This window comes from Nocardia sp. CDC159, from assembly GCF_023740735.1.
In the GTDB taxonomy this organism is placed as follows: domain Bacteria; phylum Actinomycetota; class Actinomycetes; order Mycobacteriales; family Mycobacteriaceae; genus Nocardia; species Nocardia pulmonis.
On the sequence record NZ_JAMRXH010000005.1, the window covers coordinates 324,817 to 343,323 of the forward strand.

An 18,507-nucleotide genomic window follows, 5' to 3' on the forward strand; every position below is an offset into this window, starting at 1 on the left:
TCCCGGTGCTGATTCACTCACGCGGCTCGGTCAGTTCCTCGACGTCTCTGCTGCCCGCAGTCGAGTGAACCAGGTCGCGATCGACCGCTTGTACCCCTCGGGCAGGTTCAGGGCGGCGATCTCGTCCTCGGCGAACAGGCCGATCTCCTCGTGCTCATCGGACCGGACCGGTGCCGCATCGGTGTCGGGGTAGCAGCCGTAGGTCACGATGAACACGTACTTGCCGGTGACGGTCATGTAGTGCAGCCGTGCGTCGAGGATCGGCCCGGTCGTGACCGGCCACCGCGTCTCCTCGGCCACCTCACGAGCGACGCAGTCCTCCGGCGTCTCCCCCGGCTCGATCCGCCCACCCGGCAACTCCCACTCGCCGCGATCGGTCTTCACCAGCAGCACCCGGCCCTCGCGCACGACCACACCCTTGATCGAGACCGAATACAGATGCGGCACATAACCGGAGTCAGTCACACGCGGGGACGCTAGCAGCCGCACCCACGACCCCACGCCCGATCAGCGATGACCGAGCACACCCAATCCACTACAGGGACAGGCGTTTCGCCTCCCGGCCTCCGGCCCCGTCGGGACAACCCACGCAGCGGAGAAGACTCACCGAAGTTGTCGGTGCCTCCCGCTATCGTGCCCGCCATGCAGTCGGCTACCGCCACCGTCGCGACGCTCGTGAAAGCCATCGCGCCGCTGGATGCGTTGGAGCAGCGGCACATCGACCGAACCCTGACCTGGCTGGCCACCACCGACGACATCTACCGCCGCATCAAGCCCGCCACCCCGTCCCCGCACCTGGTCGCCTACGTAATCCTGGTCGACCCGGACCAGCGCGGCGTCTACCTCGGCCTGCACCGCAACTCCGGCCTGCACCTACCGATGGGCGGACACGTCGAACCCGGCGAACACCCCCTCACCGCCGCGCGCCGTGAAGCCGCCGAGGAACTCGGCATCGACGCCGAGTTCACCGTGATCGGCGACCAGCCGCTGATGGTCACCGTCACCACCACCGTCGGGCGCTATCCCCATGAAGACGTCAGCGTGTGGTACGTGGCTCGCGGAGACCGTTCCCGCGAATACGCCCTGGACCCCGCCGAATTCGCACGCGGCCGGTGGTGGGACATCGACCCCTACGGCATCCCCGAATCCGACCCCCACCTCGGCCGCTTCCTCACCAAACTGCACACCACGCTGCCCGACCGGGCGGCGGAATGAAAAACCCTGGAGTGCTGGTGGTCCTGCGGGGCAATTCCGGTTCGGGAAAGTCGAGCGTGGCCGCTGCGGTGCAGCGCCGGTTCGAGCGCGGGACGTGCGCGGTGGTGTCGCAGGACGCAGTGCGCCGCCAGCTGCTTCGCGAACCCGACGAACCCGACCGTCTCAACATCGCGTTAATCGAGCACATCGCCCTGTTCTGCCTGGCCCGCGGTCTGATCACGATCGTCGAAGGAATCCTCGACGCACAGCGGTACAGCGCGATGCTCGAACGCGTGGCAAGTAATGCCGACGCGGCGTTGTTCTACGCGTTCGACCTCAGCCTCGCCGAAACCCTGACCCGCCATGCTCAGCGTCCCCAGGCCGCATCCATCCCGCCGGAACTGATGGAGCAGTGGTACCACGGGTGGCAGCCGCTGGCGTTCACCACCGAGACCCGGATCGACTCCACCTGGCCCCTCGAGGCGATCACCGACCGGATCTGCCGCGACTTGGCCGCGACCGGTGTCAGCACCCACCCCGACGACACCACACCCTGACCGGTGCCGCACCGGCCGCGACAGCGGCCCAATATTCTGTCGACCGTCAACGTGTGCGGCTCTTATTGTCGACCCATGTCTTCGCGGGCCGGGTCACCCAGCACCGTAACCGCACGACTGCGCCTGCGACCGTTGCGGGAACCCGACGAACAGGCAGTCCGGGCCGCGCACGAGTCGATCCGCCAGCACGACGAATTCGATTTCGCCCTCGGCCTGCGGCCCGGGATGTCGTGGTCGCAATACCTGCAGGCATTGGACGACTACCGGCGCGGGGTCAATCTCCCCGACGGCCTGGTGCCGGCCACGTTCCTCGCCGCCGCCGTCGGCGGGGAGCTCGTCGGGCGGGTATCCATCCGGCACACCCTCAACGACTACCTCCGCCAGCGAGGCGGCCACATCGGTTACGCGGTGCTCGCCCAACACCGGCGGCGCGGCTACGGCACCGAGATGCTGCGCCAGTCCCTCAGTGTCGCCTACGATCTCGGCATCGACCGGATCCTCATCACCTGCGACGACACCAACCTCGGGTCGCGACGCATCATCGAAACCTGCGGCGGGACATTTGAATCCATCACCCCCTGGACCGACGGCACCCTCCAGCGCCGCTACTGGATCCGCCACCTGGGCAGTACCACCCGACCCCGCGACCGACCGGCCCGCGGGGAAGGTGTGGAGTCCGTCGATCGAAAGGAGTGCGCGCCGATGCCGCAGATGTCTCTGTTCGACCACCTCACCGCCGATGCCACACGCGATGGTGTGCAGCAGCTGGTCGTCGGTGCGGTCATCGCCTGTGACGGCAAAGTGCTGCTGCTGCGACGACCGTCCGACGATTTCATGGGTGGCATCTGGGAGCTGCCCAGCGGCAAGGTCGAGCCCGGCGAAGAGCTCGACCGCGCGCTCATCCGGGAAGTCAAAGAGGAGACCGGCCTCGACGTCCTGCGGATCGGGACGTACCTGGGCGCCTTCGACTACATATCCGGCAGCGGCAAGAAATCCCGCCAGTTCAACTTCACCGTCGACGTCTACGCGGCCGAACCGGTTGCCCTGCAAGAGCATGACGACTACGCCTGGATCGACCCCACCGGCGAACCACCGGTCACCGAGGCAGTGAAACCCATCCTGCAGCGCTACCAGGCGGAGTGAATCGAACCCTCACCTCACTGCTTCTCGCCAGGGGCAACGGCTCGGTCATCTCCTGCCCGGCGGAGCAGAGAGCGTGTTGAGGTAGGCGAGGAAGTCCTCGGTGGGGGTGATTCGGACGGTGTCGTCATCCTGCGCGACGGTCGCCGCCAGCTTCAGACGCCCCTGCCGCCACAAGTACACGTGCGGGCTGATCGGCCACGGTCGTTCCAAGTAGCCGTTGGCGGCGATCCGCGCCAGCAGGTTGACTTCCCGGATGACGTCGAGATCGATGACGGGGTAGGCGTATACCCACTCCTTCGACGGCAGGATCACCACGGCATCCCCGCTCGGACCGGTGACCGGGTATTCGCCGAGCCACAGGGCGTGCGCGGTCAGGTATTCCGGGCCGGACAACAGCGACAGTGGCGGCAGCCCCTCGCCCATCGGCACATCCATGCATTCACTGACGATGTCGACACCGTCGTCGGCGCGAACGTTGTACTCGGACAAGGCGAAGAGCTCGTATTCGCCGATCGGCCAGTCCCGCAGCATGTCGTAGGTGACCGACTCGACCGTGTGCACCCGATCGATCAGCACCCGCTGCACCAGCCCCGGCGCCATGATCCGCCGCACGGTACCGAGCTCGCCTCCTGCGGCTCCGTCGAGCCGAGTTCTGATCAACCCCCGCATGGCCCCGAAATCGCCGCAGTTCAGGGGATTCTCGGCGTCCATCATGGCGGTGATCACGGAGGTGTCGAACAGATCGCCCATCACCCTCGGCCACTGCTCCCGCGGGTGGCTCGCCAGCTCCCGCCGGATCGCGTCCACCTCCCGCCGAAACGAGTACGGCCCGACCAATTCGACAACCCCAGGAGCAGGACAGCCACAGACGTACCCGCGTTCGCGCGCCACCGACACCAGAAGATCGACCACAGGATCACTGGGTCGCTCCGACATCAGCACCCCCGCTCCCTTTATGAACAGCCCAGGGGCCGCACCGTCAGCCGACCCGAACCGATTGTGGCGCAAGGCACCGACACAACCGACCGGTCGCGCATCAAGCCGGTGGGCCGGTGAGGGGGACGTAGGCGGCGGTCGCGTCGTCGTGGGCTTTGCCGCGAGGCCAGCGGCAACCATGCGGGTCACTGTGCTCGGCCGCGCGGACACGGCTGATCAACTCGCCCGGCCCATCATTGGCGAGGACCTGCAGCACCTGCGGCCAGGTGGCGAGGTGGAAGCGGTCGACCAGCCGGGCGGCACCGTCGCTGAGAACGGCGAACGCGTCGAGTTCGGCCAGCGGTCGCCACCCGGTGATCGCCTCCTCGGCCGCGCGCGGATCGCTGCTGGCGACCCAGAATCCCTGCGCGCCTGGCTGATTGCGATGCGCCCGCATCGACTCCACGTACCGGGCAAGCTCCCTCGCGTGTTCGGCCGTGCCGCACCGCAGCTCGTCGAGCCGGCCGCGGTATCGCGCACCAGCCATTGCTTCTCGGTTGTCGGTCACGGCGATCACGCCAGTGGTGGCGGTGTCCAGTAGCAGGTGGAGTCGGCGAGAACTCGTCTGCCAGCGGTGATCGAGTCCTGCAACAGGGTTGCGTCAGCGTCTAATGCAACATTATGCAGAGGGCTGTCGATCCGTGTCCGCGTCCAGCTCAGGCAGCAAGCAGGACCGGCGAACGCTAAATAGACGGCATGAAAGTGCGTTCGCAGTGTTCGGGCTATCGCCGCGCCTGCTGGCCGCCAGTGAACATCGTTGGCGGCTTCTAGAGGGGCGACATGGCCGATCGGCCTCGTTGCAGGGTGCACACCCGAAGCTACACCTTGTTCGCATGTGTCGGACTCACCGGCGGCGGTGCGGCTCGTACAGCAGGCGCAGGAGTCGGCTGCCGAATCGGAAGATGACGATCGAGGACAGCATGCCTCGCTTGATGTCGCGTACCCGCGGTGCTGCGGGGCCGTCGCTGTTGAGCAGCCAGTCAGCGAGCAGCTCCGGCAGCGCAAAAACCAGGCGGAACTGCGGCGACCCATCAGCGGGGACGATGACCCAATCGCCGTCATGCTTTCCACGATGGGCGAACTCGATATGCACGGCGATCTCCGAGCCGGGGTTCTGGGCGAGATAGTTCCCGAAGTCTGCCCTGGACTCGATCCTCAGAACCAGGATGAAGGGCGCGGAGGGAAACCCGACGATCAAGTCACCGAGCCGGTCGCTGTGCATTTGAGTCACGATCGTCATGAGCTGGGCCTGCGGCAGCACTTGCGAACTATGTTTGCCAGGCATGCGACCCACAGTCATGTAGGGCGAGACACCCTTCTCCGGGGCCCCCTCGACCTGTGCGTCTGTCTCGTCGCTCTCAGTGGGTGTTTCGAATCCTCCGGTCCACGTGCCCAGCGCGCGCCGGAGGGCTGCGCGCACTTGCCCAACTGGGAAGCGGTTGATCCCTTGCGTAATCGCGAGATCGCGTGTCGCGTCTGCAATTTCGCTGACAAGACTGAGAAGCTCAGCGAAGCCAGAGCTCGACAAATCGACGAGCGAGATCTGTTGGGCCAGAGCATACCGCTGCGCCTCCGGAGCGAATCCGCTGGCCGAGAACAAGGTGTAGCTGTACTGGTATCGCCGGATCGGCACTGAATGCGCGCCCGAGGAGAAGGACGAGTACTGCTCGTTGACGTCGTGGATGGTGCCGTGGGCGTTGCGCACCACCGCTATTCCGACCTTCTGTTTGGTGAACTTGGCTTCAACGAACAGCCGCAGTGGAAGAGAGAAGGGTACGGGTAGGTCGAGCTCGCCGATGACGTCGGCTTGATGCTCGCCGCCGCGCCCCCGCACCAGCAATCCGTGCTGGGCCTGCTTGAGTGCGTCGGGATCCTGATGCTCGGACACGAGGAGCTTGTAGCCGTTGTCCTGTAGCAACCGCGCCAGCACCTCTTCGAGAACGATTCCACGCAACGCTTCGCGACCGATCACCGATGCTCCCTCCCTGAATCCGAAGGCTCAGATGGTAGTTCGCGATGATCGGCATGTCAGCCGAACCAGCAGCACGGTGGCGTGGCGCCGCTTGCATGCCAGTCATAAAGCCGACGCACGTAAATAATCGGCCTTACCGATCGCTTGCGTCGACCATGGCCAGAGCTGGCCGCTTCCCTCAGTCGCGACAGTCATCCTCCGATCAGGCACACCGACGAATTGGGCACGACGGAATAAGTCGTCTGCGCCAGCAAATTGAGCCTTGGTGCATCAGATTGGGTCTCCTCGAACAACTCACCGCCACAGCCACTCCTGAATGCGGATCTTCAGCGACTCAACCGAGGTACGGGTAGTTGCCTGAAAGGTAGTCGCCGATCTGCTGTCGCATGCTGGGGTGAATGTCGTAACGGTCCAGTTCTACAGGGTTCACGAAGGCCACTCCGTCGGCCTCCTCGTTGGCGGTCGGTTCCCCGGCGACCGGTCGGCCAATGTAGGTGTTCTCGTACTGCTGGCGAATCTCACCATCGGTGTAGGCGACGATGTGATTCGGATTGCTGTACACGCCAAGGAATCCCGTGATCTCCGCTATGATGCCGGTCTCCTCGCTGCACTCACGGATAGCGCACTGGGCGGCGGTCTCACCGAACTCCATAACTCCGCCCGGTAGCGCCCATTGGCCGGTGTCGCGGCGGCGCTGCAGCAGGATCGCTCCGGAATCGTCGGTAACGAGCAGGTTGCAGGCCACCACAAGGGAATTCGGCTTCGGAGCTTGCGAGTCGTAGTAGTACTCAATCCTGCCCATGAGTTCAGTCTCTCAATTCAGTTCACCCCGAGCATCGATGTGTAGTCGGCGTCGAATGACGACAAAATGGCAGATCACGTGGCTCTATTTGCGCCAGATCGGGCTGTCCGCGGTGTCCCATAGCGCGTCTTTCATCGTGTGTGGTCGCAAGTCGGTGGCGGCGATGCGATCCGTTGGCAGCCAGAAGCATTCGAAGTGTGCTTCCCGGCTGTCCGGGTTCCCAACGATCGCAGCGGTGAACACCAGGTTCAGCTCGTGGTGGGCGGTACCGGTGTCGTCGACGTAACTGTGTTCGATCACGGCAACCCAGTCCCCCACGCGAGCGGTGACGCCCAGCTCCTCGGAGAGCTCTCGGGTCAGAGCGTCCTCGACCGGCTCGCCGGGCTCGACATGCCCGCCTGGCAGCATGCAGTAGTGCTTTCCGTGCTCGCGTACCACGAGGATGCGGTCGCCAGACCGGATGACCGCTCGGGCGATCAGTTCGGTCGACACCGGCAAGGGTTCATCGCTTTCCTGGCGCCGCAGCCACTTCCGGTCGAGGACAGCTTGGACATCGGTGCCGCGTTGGTACGCGAGGAGCAGCACCTGACCGAGGACGTCGATGAGCTCGTCGTCGACCGCGGCGCTCAGCTCCTCGGGAGATTTGCCCCGTGATCGGCCCTGTCCTGTTTCGGCGAGGAACCATTGCATCAGCTCGCCCGCCTCTTCTGCCACTTTCATCACCATCCAGTCCTGGGTGCGCTGGATGCCGTGCTGCTGCGCGTATCGGCGTGACACCGCGTCCAGTTGCGCACCGAGTCGGGCCCAGTCGATGCCGGCGATCCGATCGTGTGAGTCGTCGCGTGCCGAGTTGGGCGCCTTCGTGCTCACCAGAGTCCTCCTGAGAGGTCAGTACAACGCGTCAAGCGTCTTCGAATCGTGCTCAGGAGCGCGGCTGGATCGGTGCGAGCCAGGGCACTGCGTTCTCCCGGAAGCTTTGCCTCTCCGGTTCCAGCCCGTCGTGGTTATCGAGGCTCATCATGGTGACTCCGACGATGGCGTCACCGTAATCTTCAGCGGCGACGGAACTTCCGCATTTTGGGCAGAAGCCTCGCTTAGTCTCGCCAGGGAAGGTGTCGAACCAGGTGGGCTCCCCGCCGGGGCCTGTCCACTCGAACCCGTCCATCGGGAAGTCCACCCACGACATCACGGGCGCGCCGGACAGACGCTGACAATGCGGGCACGAACACAAGTGCGGGAAGTCCGGCGCACCCGCCGCGCGGAATCGGATGTTGCCGCACAGACAACCGCCCTCGTACATGAGCATTCCTTTCAGAGTCGATGACATAGAAGGGATTAGAGCGCTTCGCTTCGATCCTCACATCGGGGTCGAGAACCCCGGGATGCCGATCGGAATCTAGACCGTGCTTTCCGCCCGACGGGGAGCCGTTCACATCACCGTAGTCCGGTACAGCAGCCGCCGATGTCGTTTGTGGTCGCAGGGTGAGGCCGTGTGCATGGTGGCACGGTTGTCCCAGATGACCAGGTCGCCGACGTCCCACTGATGGGTGTAGACGTACTTGGACGAGATGGCGTGGGCGAGGAGCTGGGCAAGTAGCGGTTCGGACTCCGTCGGCGCCATTCCGGCGATGCCGCAAATGATCATGCTGCCCAGCAAGAGTGAATCACGGCCAGTGGTTGGATGCCGGCGCACCAGGGGATGGGTGACATCGGGTACGAGAGCCAGCTGTTCGGCGGTCAGCGGGACTTTTTCGGGGTTCTGGGCCAGTTGCCGGTCGAAAAGGTGCGTCAGTGAGTGCACTGCGCGCAGGCAGGCGATTCGCTGCTTGATCGAGTTGTCGAGTTCGTCGTAGGCCGCGGTGGTGTCGGCGAATCGAGTCGCGCCACCTGCTTCGGGAGCGATCACCGAATACAGCAGCGAGGCAGTGCTCATCTGCTTCTTCCAGGAGTAGTCGGTGTGCCACTCCTCCTCGTCGTCTCCGTCATACAGCCCGATCGGCCGTCCGTTTTGGAAGATATTGCTGATCTTGACGATCTCGGGAAACCCTTCCACGGTGTACTGGCTTTGGACGTGGCTCTCCGGGGAGCCGAACAAGCGGCTCACGGCCAAGTGGTGGGCGTGGGAGATGTCCTGCCCTTCGAACACGAGGAGGCGATGGGCTTCCAGTTCAGCGACGAGGCGATGAGCGCACTCCGGTTCGACAGGCCGCGATAGGTCGAGCCCTGATACCTTCGCCCCGAACGTCGCGGCGAGAGCGGTGATCTGGTAGTGGTTCATATCCGCAACCCCTTTGTAGCAAGCAGCTCCCTCACCATGCCTACGTGATGGCGCGCGGCAGGACAGCGCAGCGCAGGAGTATTCGCGAATCGTCGTGCCGCGGCTTCGGGATTCGCCCGTCCCCTCGGTCGTGGAAGACGCTGACGTGGTTGTGTGGGCAGTACACTCGCGGCATGGCCGAGGGCGTCCCGCTGAAGGAGTCGGCGTTGAACCGGCAGCGGGTGGGAGTTATCGCTGCGGAGCTGGCAGCCGTCTGGTCGGGTTTCGACGCCGACGGCTTTGTCGGTTCGGTCATGGGGCAGCTGCCGCATCTGGAGCTCAAGGCGCGCGTGGCCTGCGTCGCGGACAACCTCGCCGCGTTCCTCCCGGCCCGTTACTCCGATGCTGTCGACATCATCGTGTCCGCGCTCCCACGCCATGACGATCGGACGTTTCACGGACCCGACTTCGGCATCTACACCTACGCTCCCTATTCGGACTTTGTTGCACGTCATGGGTGTACCCGGGCGGCGCTGCAGACGTCTCTTCGGGCACTGCCGGAGATGACGAAGCACTTCTCTGCCGAGGACGCGCTGCGGTACTTCCTGAACGCTTTCCCGGACGAGACCATGGCCGCCGTGCTGCAGTGGAGTCGCGATGCGGACTATCACGTCCGTAGGCTTGCCAGCGAAGGTACGCGCCCGCTGCTTCCCTGGTCGCCACGTATCGAGATTCCGTTCGCAACGATGATTCCGGTCCTGGACAATCTGTTCGCTGACCGGCATCGGTTCGTGACCACTTCGGTGGCCAACCACCTGAACGATATTTCTCGCATAGACCCTGGGTTGGTGTTGTCCACGCTGACGCGGTGGCGGGCGGCGGGGGCCCAGTCCGCTGCGGAGATGGCCTTCATCGCCAAGCAGTCGCTGCGCACGCTGATCAAGCAGGGCTATCCGGCGGCTTTCACGTACTTCGGGCTGTCGTCCGAGCCAGCCGCCAGGGTCCTCGATTTGACCCTCGACTCCACCGTGATCGCCGTCGGCGATCCGCTGACCTTCAGTTTCGTGATCGCCTCTCCCCGTGATGAATCGGTACTGATCGACTACGTGATCCGGCACCCGCGCCGGTCTCCCCCGGGGTACGGGGAGTCGGTGTACAAGCTCAAGTCCGTGGATCTGCGGGCAGGGCAGAAGGTGGCGGTGACGAAGACGCGGCCGATGCGGTCGACGGCGACCCGGCGCCTCACGCCCGGCGGTTACGAGCTGTTCGTCCAGGTCAACGGGAATCGACTGGCCCACATAGGCTTTCACGTGAAGTAGCCTTTCCGGTGGTGGTTCAGAAACAGCGGGACTGCTGGAAGGTGCGGATCTCGTCGATGCCGGTGGCCGCCATGCACAGCCGTTCGATGCCGATGCCGAGGCCGACGCTGCGGGTCGGGAGGTCGCCCGCGGTGATGGCGTCGAGCACGAGGGCTTGTTCGCGGTTGTAGAGCCCTGCGGTGGTGGCGCGTTCGATGAACGCGTCGTGGTCGGTTTCGTCCCGGTAGCCATGGGCGACTTCGAGGCCGTCGATGAATACCTCGAACCGGTCGATGATTGCCGTCGTGCCGTCGCGGCGGCGGGCGCAGGGCTCGTTGCCGCCGAGTGGGTAGTCGACGAGGAACGCGGCGGTGCCTCGGGTGAGGGGTTCGATGTGGGTGGCGATCGCGGTGTCGATCAGCTCGTGCATCGGTGTTGTCGCCGGCAGGGCGAGGCGTCGGGCGATGGCGTCGGCGAGGTTCTGCGGTGAGTGCCGGGTGAGGTCGACACCGAAGTCACGGTTTAGGTGCTCGGCCACGGAGATGTGCGGCAATGGCTTTGGGTAGGCCAGAGCGATGAGATCTTCGGCGAGCTCGTACAGGAACGCGAAGTCCTCATTGGCCGCGTAGAGGTCCAGCATGGTGAACTCGCGGCTGTGGGTCGCGTCCGGGCGCTCGGGTCGGAAGCACGGCCCGATCTCGAAGATGCGCGGCGCGTATTGCAGGTTGTAGCGCAGCGCGGGACCGATCATGCTGCGCAGGAACCCTCCCGCACCAAGGACAGCGGTGGCACGTTTGCCGGTGAGATCATCAGCCTGCCGAAACACCGGTGTCACCACCTCGACGAACCCGTTGTCGTGCAGATAGTTTCGGATCTTGCGGAGCAGATCGGAGGTGTACCTGATCGGGTCGGTGAGGGCGATGGTGTGCTCGGCCGTGGCTGGGGGTGTGGCAGGGGTCGTCATTGGAGGTAGTCCTCGCATTCGCCGGCACGGATGGTGTCGAGGGTGAAGCAGTGGAAGCCGCCGCCGAACAGGCGGCGGTGACGGTGGCGGACCGGAATCACGGTGAGGCCGTGTTTTTCCAGGGTGCGCATCAGGTCCGGGCACAGTGAGTTGACGACCACGGTGCCTTCGTCGACCGACAGCACATTGATGTCGATATAGCGGCTTGCGAGGTTGAACCCGAAGCTGCTGTAGTCGGGGAACTGCGATTCGTCCTGTTCGGGCGGGTAGATGACGTCCCAGCGCTGCAGCGCGGCGGGCAGCTGTTCGCGGTAGGCGGGTGCGCGCAGCAGGAGCAGGCCGGGCCGTAGCGGGATCACGATGGAGTCGATGTGGCTGTCGGCGATAGCGTCGAGGCGGTGGAACCGCAGGTGGGGGAAGGTGGTTTGCAGCCAGGTGTAGCCGAGTTCGTGGTTGGCGTTGGCCACGTTGACCAGGACGTCGCGGCCGAGGCGGATGCATTGTGCGCCATCGAAGACCAGCTCGTGACCGAGGCCGGGCAGGTCGTGGGTGTCAGGGTCGTCGAGAAGACCGGACACATCGATGCCCTGCTCGGTGAAGTAGCCGGGATCCAGCGAGTGCCGGGCCAGCGCCGGGCGAGGCATTGCCAGCCATCGTGAGCCGCGGGAAAGGTAGTTGTAAAAGATGGGTTTGAGATAGTCGTTTTCGAACAAACGGCCACGCACGTGCGGGGCGGTCTCGACGATGGCGTCGCCGAGCACGATGGTCTGGTCGCGCACGTTGAGGGCGGGCGTTTCCAGCGCGGTCCACAGTGGCGAGGAAATCGTCGATCGTCGCGTGAGTGGCTGGGGCCGCAGCACGCTCACGCCGCACTCGGCCAAGGCGGCGGCGAATCCTTCGACGTCTTCTTCGAGTTCGTCGACCATGTGCCGGGGGATGGTGAGCTCCCGGCCGGGCCGGGCGCCGTAGGCGGCGGTGGGGCGGACGTTGTCGAAGTAGAACAGTCGAAACGAGGTGTCCAGGTCGTGGGAGGTGTAGTGGGCGGGTTCACCGACGACGACTTCGATCAGGCGTGACCATTCGTCGAAACTGTGGGCCCCTCCGTTCGGCGGGAGCATGGCGATGCGGTCCTTCACAAGGTGGTCGATGAGACGAAAGATGCTCACCTTCATTGCCTTTCGTGGCGCTCTTCTCGTGCGGGGTGGTGCCCGGGAATCGGTCGGGTCTGCTGGGTTTGGCTGTTCAGGCGCACGACGATGTCCTCAATCACCGATGGCCGGTCCGGGGTGGAGCGGCGGCGGAAGAAGAAGCCGCTGCACCAGGGGACCTCGGGCCAACGGGGGAACTCGGCGCGCAGGATGTCGGCTGCGGCGGGGAGTTGGCGCCACCCGATGTTGGGGCACCAGTGGTGGATCGGGTGGTACATGTCGTCGTTGTGGCCGCCGAGCAAATGGCGGGTCAGGGCGTGGGAAGTCCAACCGCGGGTCTGCAGGATCGGGTCGTCGGACTCGATCAGTCCGGCGTGGTTGCCCAGGTCGGTGAGCCAGGTGATGACCGGGCGCACGCAAATCAGCGGCAGCGCCCAGTACAGCGCGAACTCGGTCAGGTGTCCGCAGGTTGCGGCGAGTGCGATGGCCGCTACCCAGGCGGTCCATCGGCTGACGGCCGCGGTCCAGGTTTCGTCGCGGGATTTAGCTGCGAGGGTGAGGAATCCGAATTTGGGGAGCTCCCAGGCGGCGTTCTTGATGATGACGTGGACGACGAACGCGGTCGTGTCCGGCCACCGGCGGTTGGCGTTGCGAGAGATGTAGGACCGCAGCATGGGGTCGTCGGGAGAGCCCAGGCGTGCGTGATGTACGCGGTGGCTGCGCTTGTAGGGGGTGAACGGTTCACCGAGGGTGACGGTGATCAGGTGACCGAAGATTCGGTTGGCCCGGGGTGATCGCGTGAACTTGGTGTGTATGCATTCGTGGGTGAGGTTGGACAGATGTCGTTGGCGGACACCGACATACACCGCGCACAATGCCGGTACGATCGGCCCGCCGACGAGAGTGCCCACAGCGGCGGCCACAGCGGCGGCGAGGTAGTCCCGCGACAGATCGACCGGGCCTTCGGACCGGCCATGGCTGCACAGCTGGTCGAGCCGGTGCACCAGGTCGCTACCGAACTCACGCCGAATGGCGCCCGATGCGCCGGCGGTCGGGCGACGGCGCGCTGGTTTACCTGTGGAAATGCTCATCGAATCCAATCCCTCGTCGAAGGAGAACCCCGGATCGGTGACGCTGGCGGCGACCCGGACCGCCGCCAGCGCCCCGGCCTCACCGCAGGTCCGGTAGGTGTGCGTGAGAACGGTGCTGCCGCCGCGGGAATGGGCGCTCACCGCGTCGCATCAGCGCTCCGAACCGAGCCGGGTGGGGCGGAGTCCCGGCACTCAGCGCGGCATCGCCGAGCCGTATGCGCTGGGTGCCGGGCCGATCAGGTGTTGGTTAGGCGTCGGGCCGCACGCCGGACTTCATAGCGTCCGGCCGGATTCCGGCCTTCAGTATCGCGTCCGGGCGCACGCCGAATTTCAGTCCGGCGTCCGGGCGGACGCCGGATTTGAGTGTGGCGTCCGGGCGGACGCCGGATTTGAGGATGTTCACTGGTGATCTCCTTTTCTGTGGACCGGCACCGGTGTGGTGCCGGTGTCAGGGGAGGCTGTGCGCGCGGACGGTGAGCTCGCCCCACCACCGCGCCATGCCTTCGAGGATCTGGAGAAAGCCATCCAGGATCTGCGGCAGATCGAGGTGGTAGAGGTCGCGGTTGCGGATGAAGGTCGCGATCCCTTCGATGTGCGCAGCCTCGACGCTGAGCCCGTCCCCCGCCGCCGCTTCGTGCTCCTCGTCCAAATGCAGCTGGTAGTAGTAATCCAGTGCGGGCAGCTGCGCGCTGGGCGCACCGACGGTCAGTTCTCCGTAGCGATCGGTGATCGAGCGCAGCAGCACGGTCTCGTTGATGGCCACGCCTTCAGTGGCGTAGTAGCCTCCGCAGATGGTGCTGGCCGAGGAGCCCTCGACGAGCAGGTCGTGCAACGTCAACAGGGTGAGGGTTTCCGGTGCGGGCACATGCCCGTTGACGCGTAGACCGAGGTCGGCCAGCAGGGCCCCGGAGTAGAGGGTGTAGTGCGCGGGGATGTGTCCGCGTTCCCCGCCCTCCTCAAGGTGGTTGCGCCGGAACTCGTGGGCAAGCTCGAAGCACGCCCCCTCGACCGATGCGGCTGCGCGGCGCAGGAATTGGGCGTTGTAGCGGGCGAACACCGACAATTCCTTGATGTAGAGCTCGGCCTGCTGCACCGAAAGGTTCTGAGGCGCGATCTGTTCGGTGATGAGCTCGAAGATCCCGTCCATCATCGGCGCCAGGTGCTTGTCGATCAGCTCATCCCCGGTCACGTCGGGAGCGTTCAGCAGCACCTTCTCGATCACGGCCTTCGTGTCCGGGTGCGTGTCCAGATAGGCGTCGACTGTCGATTGCTGTGTCATGTCCGGTCACCTCGGCTCGTCGACGAGAATTTCCACGCCGCCGGTCTGCAGGAGGTCTTGCAGGGCGGGCAAATCTCTTGCGGCATCGGGGATCTCAATGGGCTTACCGTCGGCCAGCGCGGTGATCACCTCCACCAGCACCGGCGATGCCGGCACTCGCAGCCGCGACCCGCGCAGCACGATGTCGAGGTCGCTGTCGGCCTGAGTCCACGACAGCCGGAACGGCGCCACGACTGCGAGCCGGGTACCGCCCGCGGCCAGGGCCTCGCGCGCCGATCGCGCCGCGTCGGCTCTGGTCAGATCGTGTTCGGCGATCTCCCATCCGCCGTTGCTCAGCAGCTCGGCCCACTGCTGTTCGACGACTGCACCGACATGGTCGTGAAGCTGCGCCAACGCCGAGCTCATCAGGGTTTCCGCAGTTTTCGCCAGCGCCTGCGCGACGGGCTCGGGCCCCTCGGCGAGGTTATGCATGGGTGAGGGCACACTGTCATCACCGGCGGCGACCGCTTCCAGCAGTCGCGGCAAGATCGACCGGGCGAGCAGCCGGGTGTCGGGGTAGGTGTAGAGCGGGACCGCCACCGACATGGAGAACTCGTCCTGCACGCCGACATGGAAGACGCGCCGAGGTAGGAACAACACATCCCCTGGTGTCAGGTCGAAACACTCGCCATGCTCGAGCATCCATCGGTAGTCGCCGAACAGCGGCTCGGTGCCGCCGGTCAGTTCCCGGTAGCGTTCCTGTGACCAGCAGTAGAAGTGCTTGGTTCCCGGCCCGAGGTGCACGAGGAACGCGTCTTCGAACCCCTCGTGGATCCCGAATGCGGTACCCGCGTAGTTGCCGACGAATGCGACCTGCTCACAGCCGCCGATCGGGATTCCCCACCCCGAGAAGGCGGACTGAATCAAGGTACCCAGACTCGACATTAAGGCGGCCGAGGTGGTTTCGAGGTTGTTGACGACCAGGCTGAATCGCTCGGCCTTGCAAACGCGTTGCATCCATTCGAGCACGTCTTCCGAGTCCGGCCAGGGCATTGTCAGCACGGTCTCGACGACCTCGTCGCGCCGTTCCTCGCCGACGTAGACCCGGATGCGGGCGCTGGCCGCTTCCCCTTCGGCGTGCGCGCGACGCAGGCGCCGCAGGCCGCCAACGACCTCCGCGGTGCCGAGGACATTGGCCGGGACGAGCCGCGAGAACAACGCTGGCGCCGTCGCCGACGACGTCGCACTGAAGAACGACTCCGCCCAGAACGTCGGGGAAGGCGGCCATTCCGATGTAGGAGGGACACGGTTTGTTGCGGTGGTCATAGGCTATTTCTCCGATCAGCCCGGCAGCGTGGACCACGCCGCTTCTGCCCCTCAGCCAACCGAGGCCGTCGGCGCGTCGGCTAGATGGCAAATGAGGCAAATAGCGGTTTGCCACCGGCCGCACCGATGGTGAGAATGAGTCATGCGCAGGGGTGATCGGCCAGGGGACGCCGCCCCGCACCCCGGTGACGGGCGGTCGGTGGCAAATGAACTTGCACGAGAAGTCAAGCGACGCAGGGAGAATGCCGGGTGGACCCAGCGCCAGCTGGCGACCGTGATCGGTTACTCGCGTCAGTACGTCTCCATGGCCGAATGGGAAGACAGCAACATCCCTTCCGCCCAGCTGGTCGCCGCCATGGACACAGCATTCGGCGCACACGGCGAACTGAGCGCCCTGCGCGAACGGGCCATAAGCCAACAACAATCCCAGCGCACACCTGCGCAAACGACGACTACCGCGACCTCGCGGCATCAGCCTGAGACTACAGATGACGGCATTACGGCTCTCCAGCTGCGAGATTCCGTATACCCCCGAGAGCCACTGACCACGTCAGCCGCAACAACCGCCGGACCTCAGATCGAATATTCAACAGCGGCGAACGAGGCACTCGTCGACGAAAACCCCGCTGCGCCAATATTTCCGGTCACCATTGCCCTCTCCGAGCCCGTGGACGCACTCGTCCGCTCAGGGCAGGTCACGGCCCGCGCTCTCCACAGCTATGCCGCAGTCACTCGCCTTCTCGCCGAACACCGGCAGAGCTTTGCCCCAGACGCACTACTGAACCTTATTGCTGTCCAACGTGATTCAGTGGCAGCGCTGTTTCGTGCCGTGACAGCAGCAAAGGCCAAGCGAGAGCTCGGTGCGCTTCTGGTCGAAACGTCGATCGTCGCCAGTCGGCTGTGGAGCGCGATGGGCAATCGCAATATGGCGCTGGTGAATTGCGCGTCCGCCCGTCATCTCGCAGACGAGCTGCACGACCCGGCACTCGGCGCGCTGGCACGATTGTTCGAAAGCAATCTCACCTCCGACGCCGCCACACTCATAGGCATCGACGGCGATATCGTGCACGGCCTGCGGCTGCTGTCGGAGGCGGCTGCTGTCGATCGCCTTCTGTCACCGGCCGCCCGTGCAAGGATCGCAGCCGAGCAGGCTCAGGCGTATGCGGTGCTCGGCTTGTCCAGAGAATGCCAGGATGCGCTCGGCCGCGCTCACCGCGCCGCCGAACATATCCGTGACGCCGACCGCACCGGGCTGTTCAGCGATTGGACCGCCGCGCGGTTACCTGTCTACGAAGGCACCTGTTGGCTGTTTCTCGACAGACCCCAGAAAGCGCTCACCGCGCTGAATCAGGTAGTGAGCGTATCCGATCGAGCGAACAAGAGCGTCGGCCTGGCCGCCTATGTCGACCTCGCCAGCGCCTACGCCACAGCGGGCGAGCTCGAAGAAGGCTGCCGCATCCTCGGCAACGCCTACGCCACGCTCAACGCCATGGGAAACCTACGAGGCATCGAACGAGCACGGCGTGCCCGCCAACGTCTACAACCGTGGCAGCACGAACCCCCGGTCCGCCAACTCGACGACCAGATCAAAACCGCTGACAGTCAGTGACCGTCCGACCCGACAACCGTATTCACCGCAGCCGTCACCAAATCCGGCGACAACGTGTCCACAATCACATCCGGGGAATGCTGGCCGAGCTCATCACGACCGATGCGGTGAGCCACCGCGATCACATGGAAGCCCGCGTGACGAGCGCAGGCAATGTCGTTGGGCGCATCGCCGATGACGACGGTTCGAGCGGGGTCGAGCACGCTGTCGTATCGAGCTTGGAAGCGTTCGGCGACCACTGCGGGCAGGTCGAAACGATCCCGAGCGTCCGAGCCGAACGCACCGATCTCCCAGTCCACCCACCGGTCCAAGCCAGCGACCTTGAGTTTCGCCTCCGCCGCCACACGCAGGTTCCCGGTCAGCACGGTCTGAACGAAGCCGTCCTTCTGCAAGGCCGCCAGTGACTCCGCAGCACCCGGATACGCAGGCTGGTCCCGAGCCAGCTCCTGCTCCCCCTCAGCCATGACCTCTGCCAGAACCTCGTGGAAGCGCGACACCCCACCCTCGGCCACCTCCGGGGAAAGGCCCGAGGCGATCGCAGTGTCGACCACGATGGACTCGTCCGTGTACCCATGCACTCGCTGCGATGGAAAGACGACATCCGCTTCCTGCAAACCGTACGTGTGAGCGACAGCCCTACGGAGCCAACGCAAGTCGGCCGGAATCAACGTGCCGTCGACATCCCAAATGACAAGTCCTGCGCGCGCCTCGGCCATGCCGCGATTCTCGCAGAGTTCGCGCAAGCACGCCGACCGCAAGCTCGTGATCCACCGACTACGTCCACGGCCTTGGTCAATGGTGGATCGGCATCATCAGCGTCGGACGACGGCGCGCCTGAAATACGTGGGCTCTGACCACCAAGTAGGAGGATCCGTGCCGTGACCCTTCCCCCTGGGCTTCGCCCATTGCTCGA

The 18,507-nt window shown here is 65.0% G+C and carries 20 protein-coding genes; 5 read left to right on the plus strand and 15 right to left on the minus strand.

The features are described from left to right. Window positions 1-30: 30 nt before the first annotated feature. Complete coding sequence (locus NDR87_RS13935) at window positions 31-465, minus strand: NUDIX domain-containing protein (protein ID WP_251912095.1); 435 nt, start codon at window positions 463-465, stop codon at window positions 31-33. Between the two features lie 177 nt (window positions 466-642). Between NDR87_RS13935 and NDR87_RS13940 the strand changes: the two genes are divergently transcribed. From NDR87_RS13940 to NDR87_RS13950, 3 genes are all read left to right on the plus strand, one after another. Then, on the plus strand, window positions 643-1,215 hold the full coding sequence (locus tag NDR87_RS13940) for an NUDIX domain-containing protein (protein ID WP_251912093.1): 573 nt from the start codon (window positions 643-645) through the stop codon (window positions 1,213-1,215). After that, on the plus strand, window positions 1,212-1,751 hold the full coding sequence (locus tag NDR87_RS13945; protein ID WP_251912091.1) for an AAA family ATPase: 540 nt from the start codon (window positions 1,212-1,214) through the stop codon (window positions 1,749-1,751). The genes NDR87_RS13940 and NDR87_RS13945 overlap by 4 nt, the downstream gene beginning before the upstream one ends. Window positions 1,752-1,826: 75 nt before the next feature. Continuing rightward, the gene (locus NDR87_RS13950) at window positions 1,827-2,894 is read left to right on the plus strand and encodes a GNAT family N-acetyltransferase (protein WP_251912087.1); all 1,068 of its coding nucleotides are present in this window, start codon (window positions 1,827-1,829) and stop codon (window positions 2,892-2,894) included. Window positions 2,895-2,939: 45 nt separating this feature from the next. Here the strand turns inward: NDR87_RS13950 and NDR87_RS13955 are convergent, their stop codons facing one another. The 7 genes from NDR87_RS13955 to NDR87_RS13985 form a co-directional block, all read right to left on the minus strand. Then, window positions 2,940-3,806, minus strand: a complete 867-nt coding sequence (locus NDR87_RS13955; RefSeq protein WP_251912084.1) for a hypothetical protein — start codon at window positions 3,804-3,806, stop codon at window positions 2,940-2,942. A 124-nt stretch (window positions 3,807-3,930) separates the two neighbouring features. Then, window positions 3,931-4,356: a hypothetical protein gene (locus tag NDR87_RS13960; RefSeq protein ID WP_251912081.1), complete on the minus strand. Its 426-nt coding sequence runs from the start codon at window positions 4,354-4,356 to the stop codon at window positions 3,931-3,933. 357 nt (window positions 4,357-4,713) lie between these two features. After that, window positions 4,714-5,841, minus strand: a complete 1,128-nt coding sequence (locus tag NDR87_RS13965; protein ID WP_251912079.1) for a restriction endonuclease — start codon at window positions 5,839-5,841, stop codon at window positions 4,714-4,716. A 334-nt stretch (window positions 5,842-6,175) separates the two neighbouring features. Further along, window positions 6,176-6,643 carry an NUDIX hydrolase gene (locus NDR87_RS13970; protein WP_251912077.1) on the minus strand — a complete coding sequence of 156 codons (468 nt, stop codon included), beginning with the start codon at window positions 6,641-6,643 and terminating at the stop codon, window positions 6,176-6,178. Between the two features lie 84 nt (window positions 6,644-6,727). Next, window positions 6,728-7,513, minus strand: coding sequence for an NUDIX domain-containing protein (locus NDR87_RS13975; RefSeq protein ID WP_308212087.1), 786 nt, complete (start codon window positions 7,511-7,513; stop codon window positions 6,728-6,730). Window positions 7,514-7,565: 52 nt separating this feature from the next. Continuing rightward, the gene (locus NDR87_RS13980) at window positions 7,566-7,943 is read right to left on the minus strand and encodes a GFA family protein (RefSeq protein ID WP_251912074.1); all 378 of its coding nucleotides are present in this window, start codon (window positions 7,941-7,943) and stop codon (window positions 7,566-7,568) included. 129 nt (window positions 7,944-8,072) lie between these two features. After that, a complete protein-coding gene (locus NDR87_RS13985) occupies window positions 8,073-8,921 on the minus strand; it encodes a TauD/TfdA family dioxygenase (RefSeq protein ID WP_251912072.1) in 849 nt (282 codons plus the stop codon). 173 nt (window positions 8,922-9,094) lie between these two features. Between NDR87_RS13985 and NDR87_RS13990 the strand changes: the two genes are divergently transcribed. After that, entirely contained in the window at window positions 9,095-10,219 is a 1,125-nt protein-coding gene (locus NDR87_RS13990; protein ID WP_251912071.1) for a hypothetical protein, read from the plus strand. Window positions 10,220-10,235: 16 nt separating this feature from the next. On the opposite strand, the gene NDR87_RS13995 is transcribed toward NDR87_RS13990, so the two are convergent. The 6 genes from NDR87_RS13995 to NDR87_RS14020 all read right to left on the minus strand — a co-directional run bounded on the left by NDR87_RS13995 (window position 10,236) and on the right by NDR87_RS14020 (window position 15,985). Further along, window positions 10,236-11,180 (minus strand): amino acid--tRNA ligase-related protein, encoded by a 945-nt coding sequence (locus NDR87_RS13995; RefSeq protein WP_308212088.1) that lies wholly within the window; start codon window positions 11,178-11,180, stop codon window positions 10,236-10,238. After that, window positions 11,159-12,088: an inosamine-phosphate amidinotransferase 1 gene (locus NDR87_RS14000; protein WP_251941149.1), complete on the minus strand. Its 930-nt coding sequence runs from the start codon at window positions 12,086-12,088 to the stop codon at window positions 11,159-11,161. Before NDR87_RS14000 ends, NDR87_RS13995 begins: the two co-directional genes overlap by 22 nt. A gap of 242 nt (window positions 12,089-12,330) precedes the next feature. Then, complete coding sequence (locus NDR87_RS14005; RefSeq protein WP_251912057.1) at window positions 12,331-13,542, minus strand: fatty acid desaturase; 1,212 nt, start codon at window positions 13,540-13,542, stop codon at window positions 12,331-12,333. A 106-nt stretch (window positions 13,543-13,648) separates the two neighbouring features. Further along, complete coding sequence (locus NDR87_RS14010; RefSeq protein ID WP_251912055.1) at window positions 13,649-13,804, minus strand: hypothetical protein; 156 nt, start codon at window positions 13,802-13,804, stop codon at window positions 13,649-13,651. A 45-nt stretch (window positions 13,805-13,849) separates the two neighbouring features. Continuing rightward, a complete protein-coding gene (locus tag NDR87_RS14015; RefSeq protein ID WP_251912054.1) occupies window positions 13,850-14,680 on the minus strand; it encodes a DUF3865 domain-containing protein in 831 nt (276 codons plus the stop codon). A gap of 6 nt (window positions 14,681-14,686) precedes the next feature. Then, the gene (locus NDR87_RS14020) at window positions 14,687-15,985 is read right to left on the minus strand and encodes a cupin domain-containing protein (RefSeq protein ID WP_251912052.1); all 1,299 of its coding nucleotides are present in this window, start codon (window positions 15,983-15,985) and stop codon (window positions 14,687-14,689) included. A gap of 199 nt (window positions 15,986-16,184) precedes the next feature. On the opposite strand from NDR87_RS14020, the gene NDR87_RS14025 reads away from it, so the two are divergent. Beyond that, window positions 16,185-17,594, plus strand: coding sequence for a helix-turn-helix transcriptional regulator (locus tag NDR87_RS14025; RefSeq protein WP_251912049.1), 1,410 nt, complete (start codon window positions 16,185-16,187; stop codon window positions 17,592-17,594). On the opposite strand, the gene NDR87_RS14030 is transcribed toward NDR87_RS14025, so the two are convergent. Further along, window positions 17,588-18,310, minus strand: a complete 723-nt coding sequence (locus NDR87_RS14030) for an HAD family hydrolase (protein WP_251912047.1) — start codon at window positions 18,308-18,310, stop codon at window positions 17,588-17,590. The genes NDR87_RS14025 and NDR87_RS14030 overlap by 7 nt on opposite strands. Window positions 18,311-18,507 lie beyond the last annotated feature (197 nt).

Coding starts and splice junctions, on each gene's coding strand:
- NDR87_RS13970 (WP_251912077.1), bottom strand. CDS start 6,643: ATGGGCAGGATTGAGTACTACTACGACTCGCAAGCTCCGAAGCCGAAT.
- NDR87_RS13950 (WP_251912087.1), top strand. CDS start 1,827: ATGTCTTCGCGGGCCGGGTCACCCAGCACCGTAACCGCACGACTGCGC.
- NDR87_RS14030 (WP_251912047.1), bottom strand. CDS start 18,310: ATGGCCGAGGCGCGCGCAGGACTTGTCATTTGGGATGTCGACGGCACG.
- NDR87_RS13940 (WP_251912093.1), top strand. CDS start 643: ATGCAGTCGGCTACCGCCACCGTCGCGACGCTCGTGAAAGCCATCGCG.
- NDR87_RS13990 (WP_251912071.1), top strand. CDS start 9,095: ATGGCCGAGGGCGTCCCGCTGAAGGAGTCGGCGTTGAACCGGCAGCGG.
- NDR87_RS13945 (WP_251912091.1), top strand. CDS start 1,212: ATGAAAAACCCTGGAGTGCTGGTGGTCCTGCGGGGCAATTCCGGTTCG.
- NDR87_RS13960 (WP_251912081.1), bottom strand. CDS start 4,356: ATGGCTGGTGCGCGATACCGCGGCCGGCTCGACGAGCTGCGGTGCGGC.
- NDR87_RS14015 (WP_251912054.1), bottom strand. CDS start 14,680: ATGACACAGCAATCGACAGTCGACGCCTATCTGGACACGCACCCGGAC.
- NDR87_RS13980 (WP_251912074.1), bottom strand. CDS start 7,943: ATGTACGAGGGCGGTTGTCTGTGCGGCAACATCCGATTCCGCGCGGCG.
- NDR87_RS13985 (WP_251912072.1), bottom strand. CDS start 8,921: ATGAACCACTACCAGATCACCGCTCTCGCCGCGACGTTCGGGGCGAAG.
- NDR87_RS14020 (WP_251912052.1), bottom strand. CDS start 15,985: ATGACCACCGCAACAAACCGTGTCCCTCCTACATCGGAATGGCCGCCT.
- NDR87_RS13995 (WP_308212088.1), bottom strand. CDS start 11,180: ATGCGAGGACTACCTCCAATGACGACCCCTGCCACACCCCCAGCCACG.
- NDR87_RS14000 (WP_251941149.1), bottom strand. CDS start 12,088: ATGGTCGACGAACTCGAAGAAGACGTCGAAGGATTCGCCGCCGCCTTG.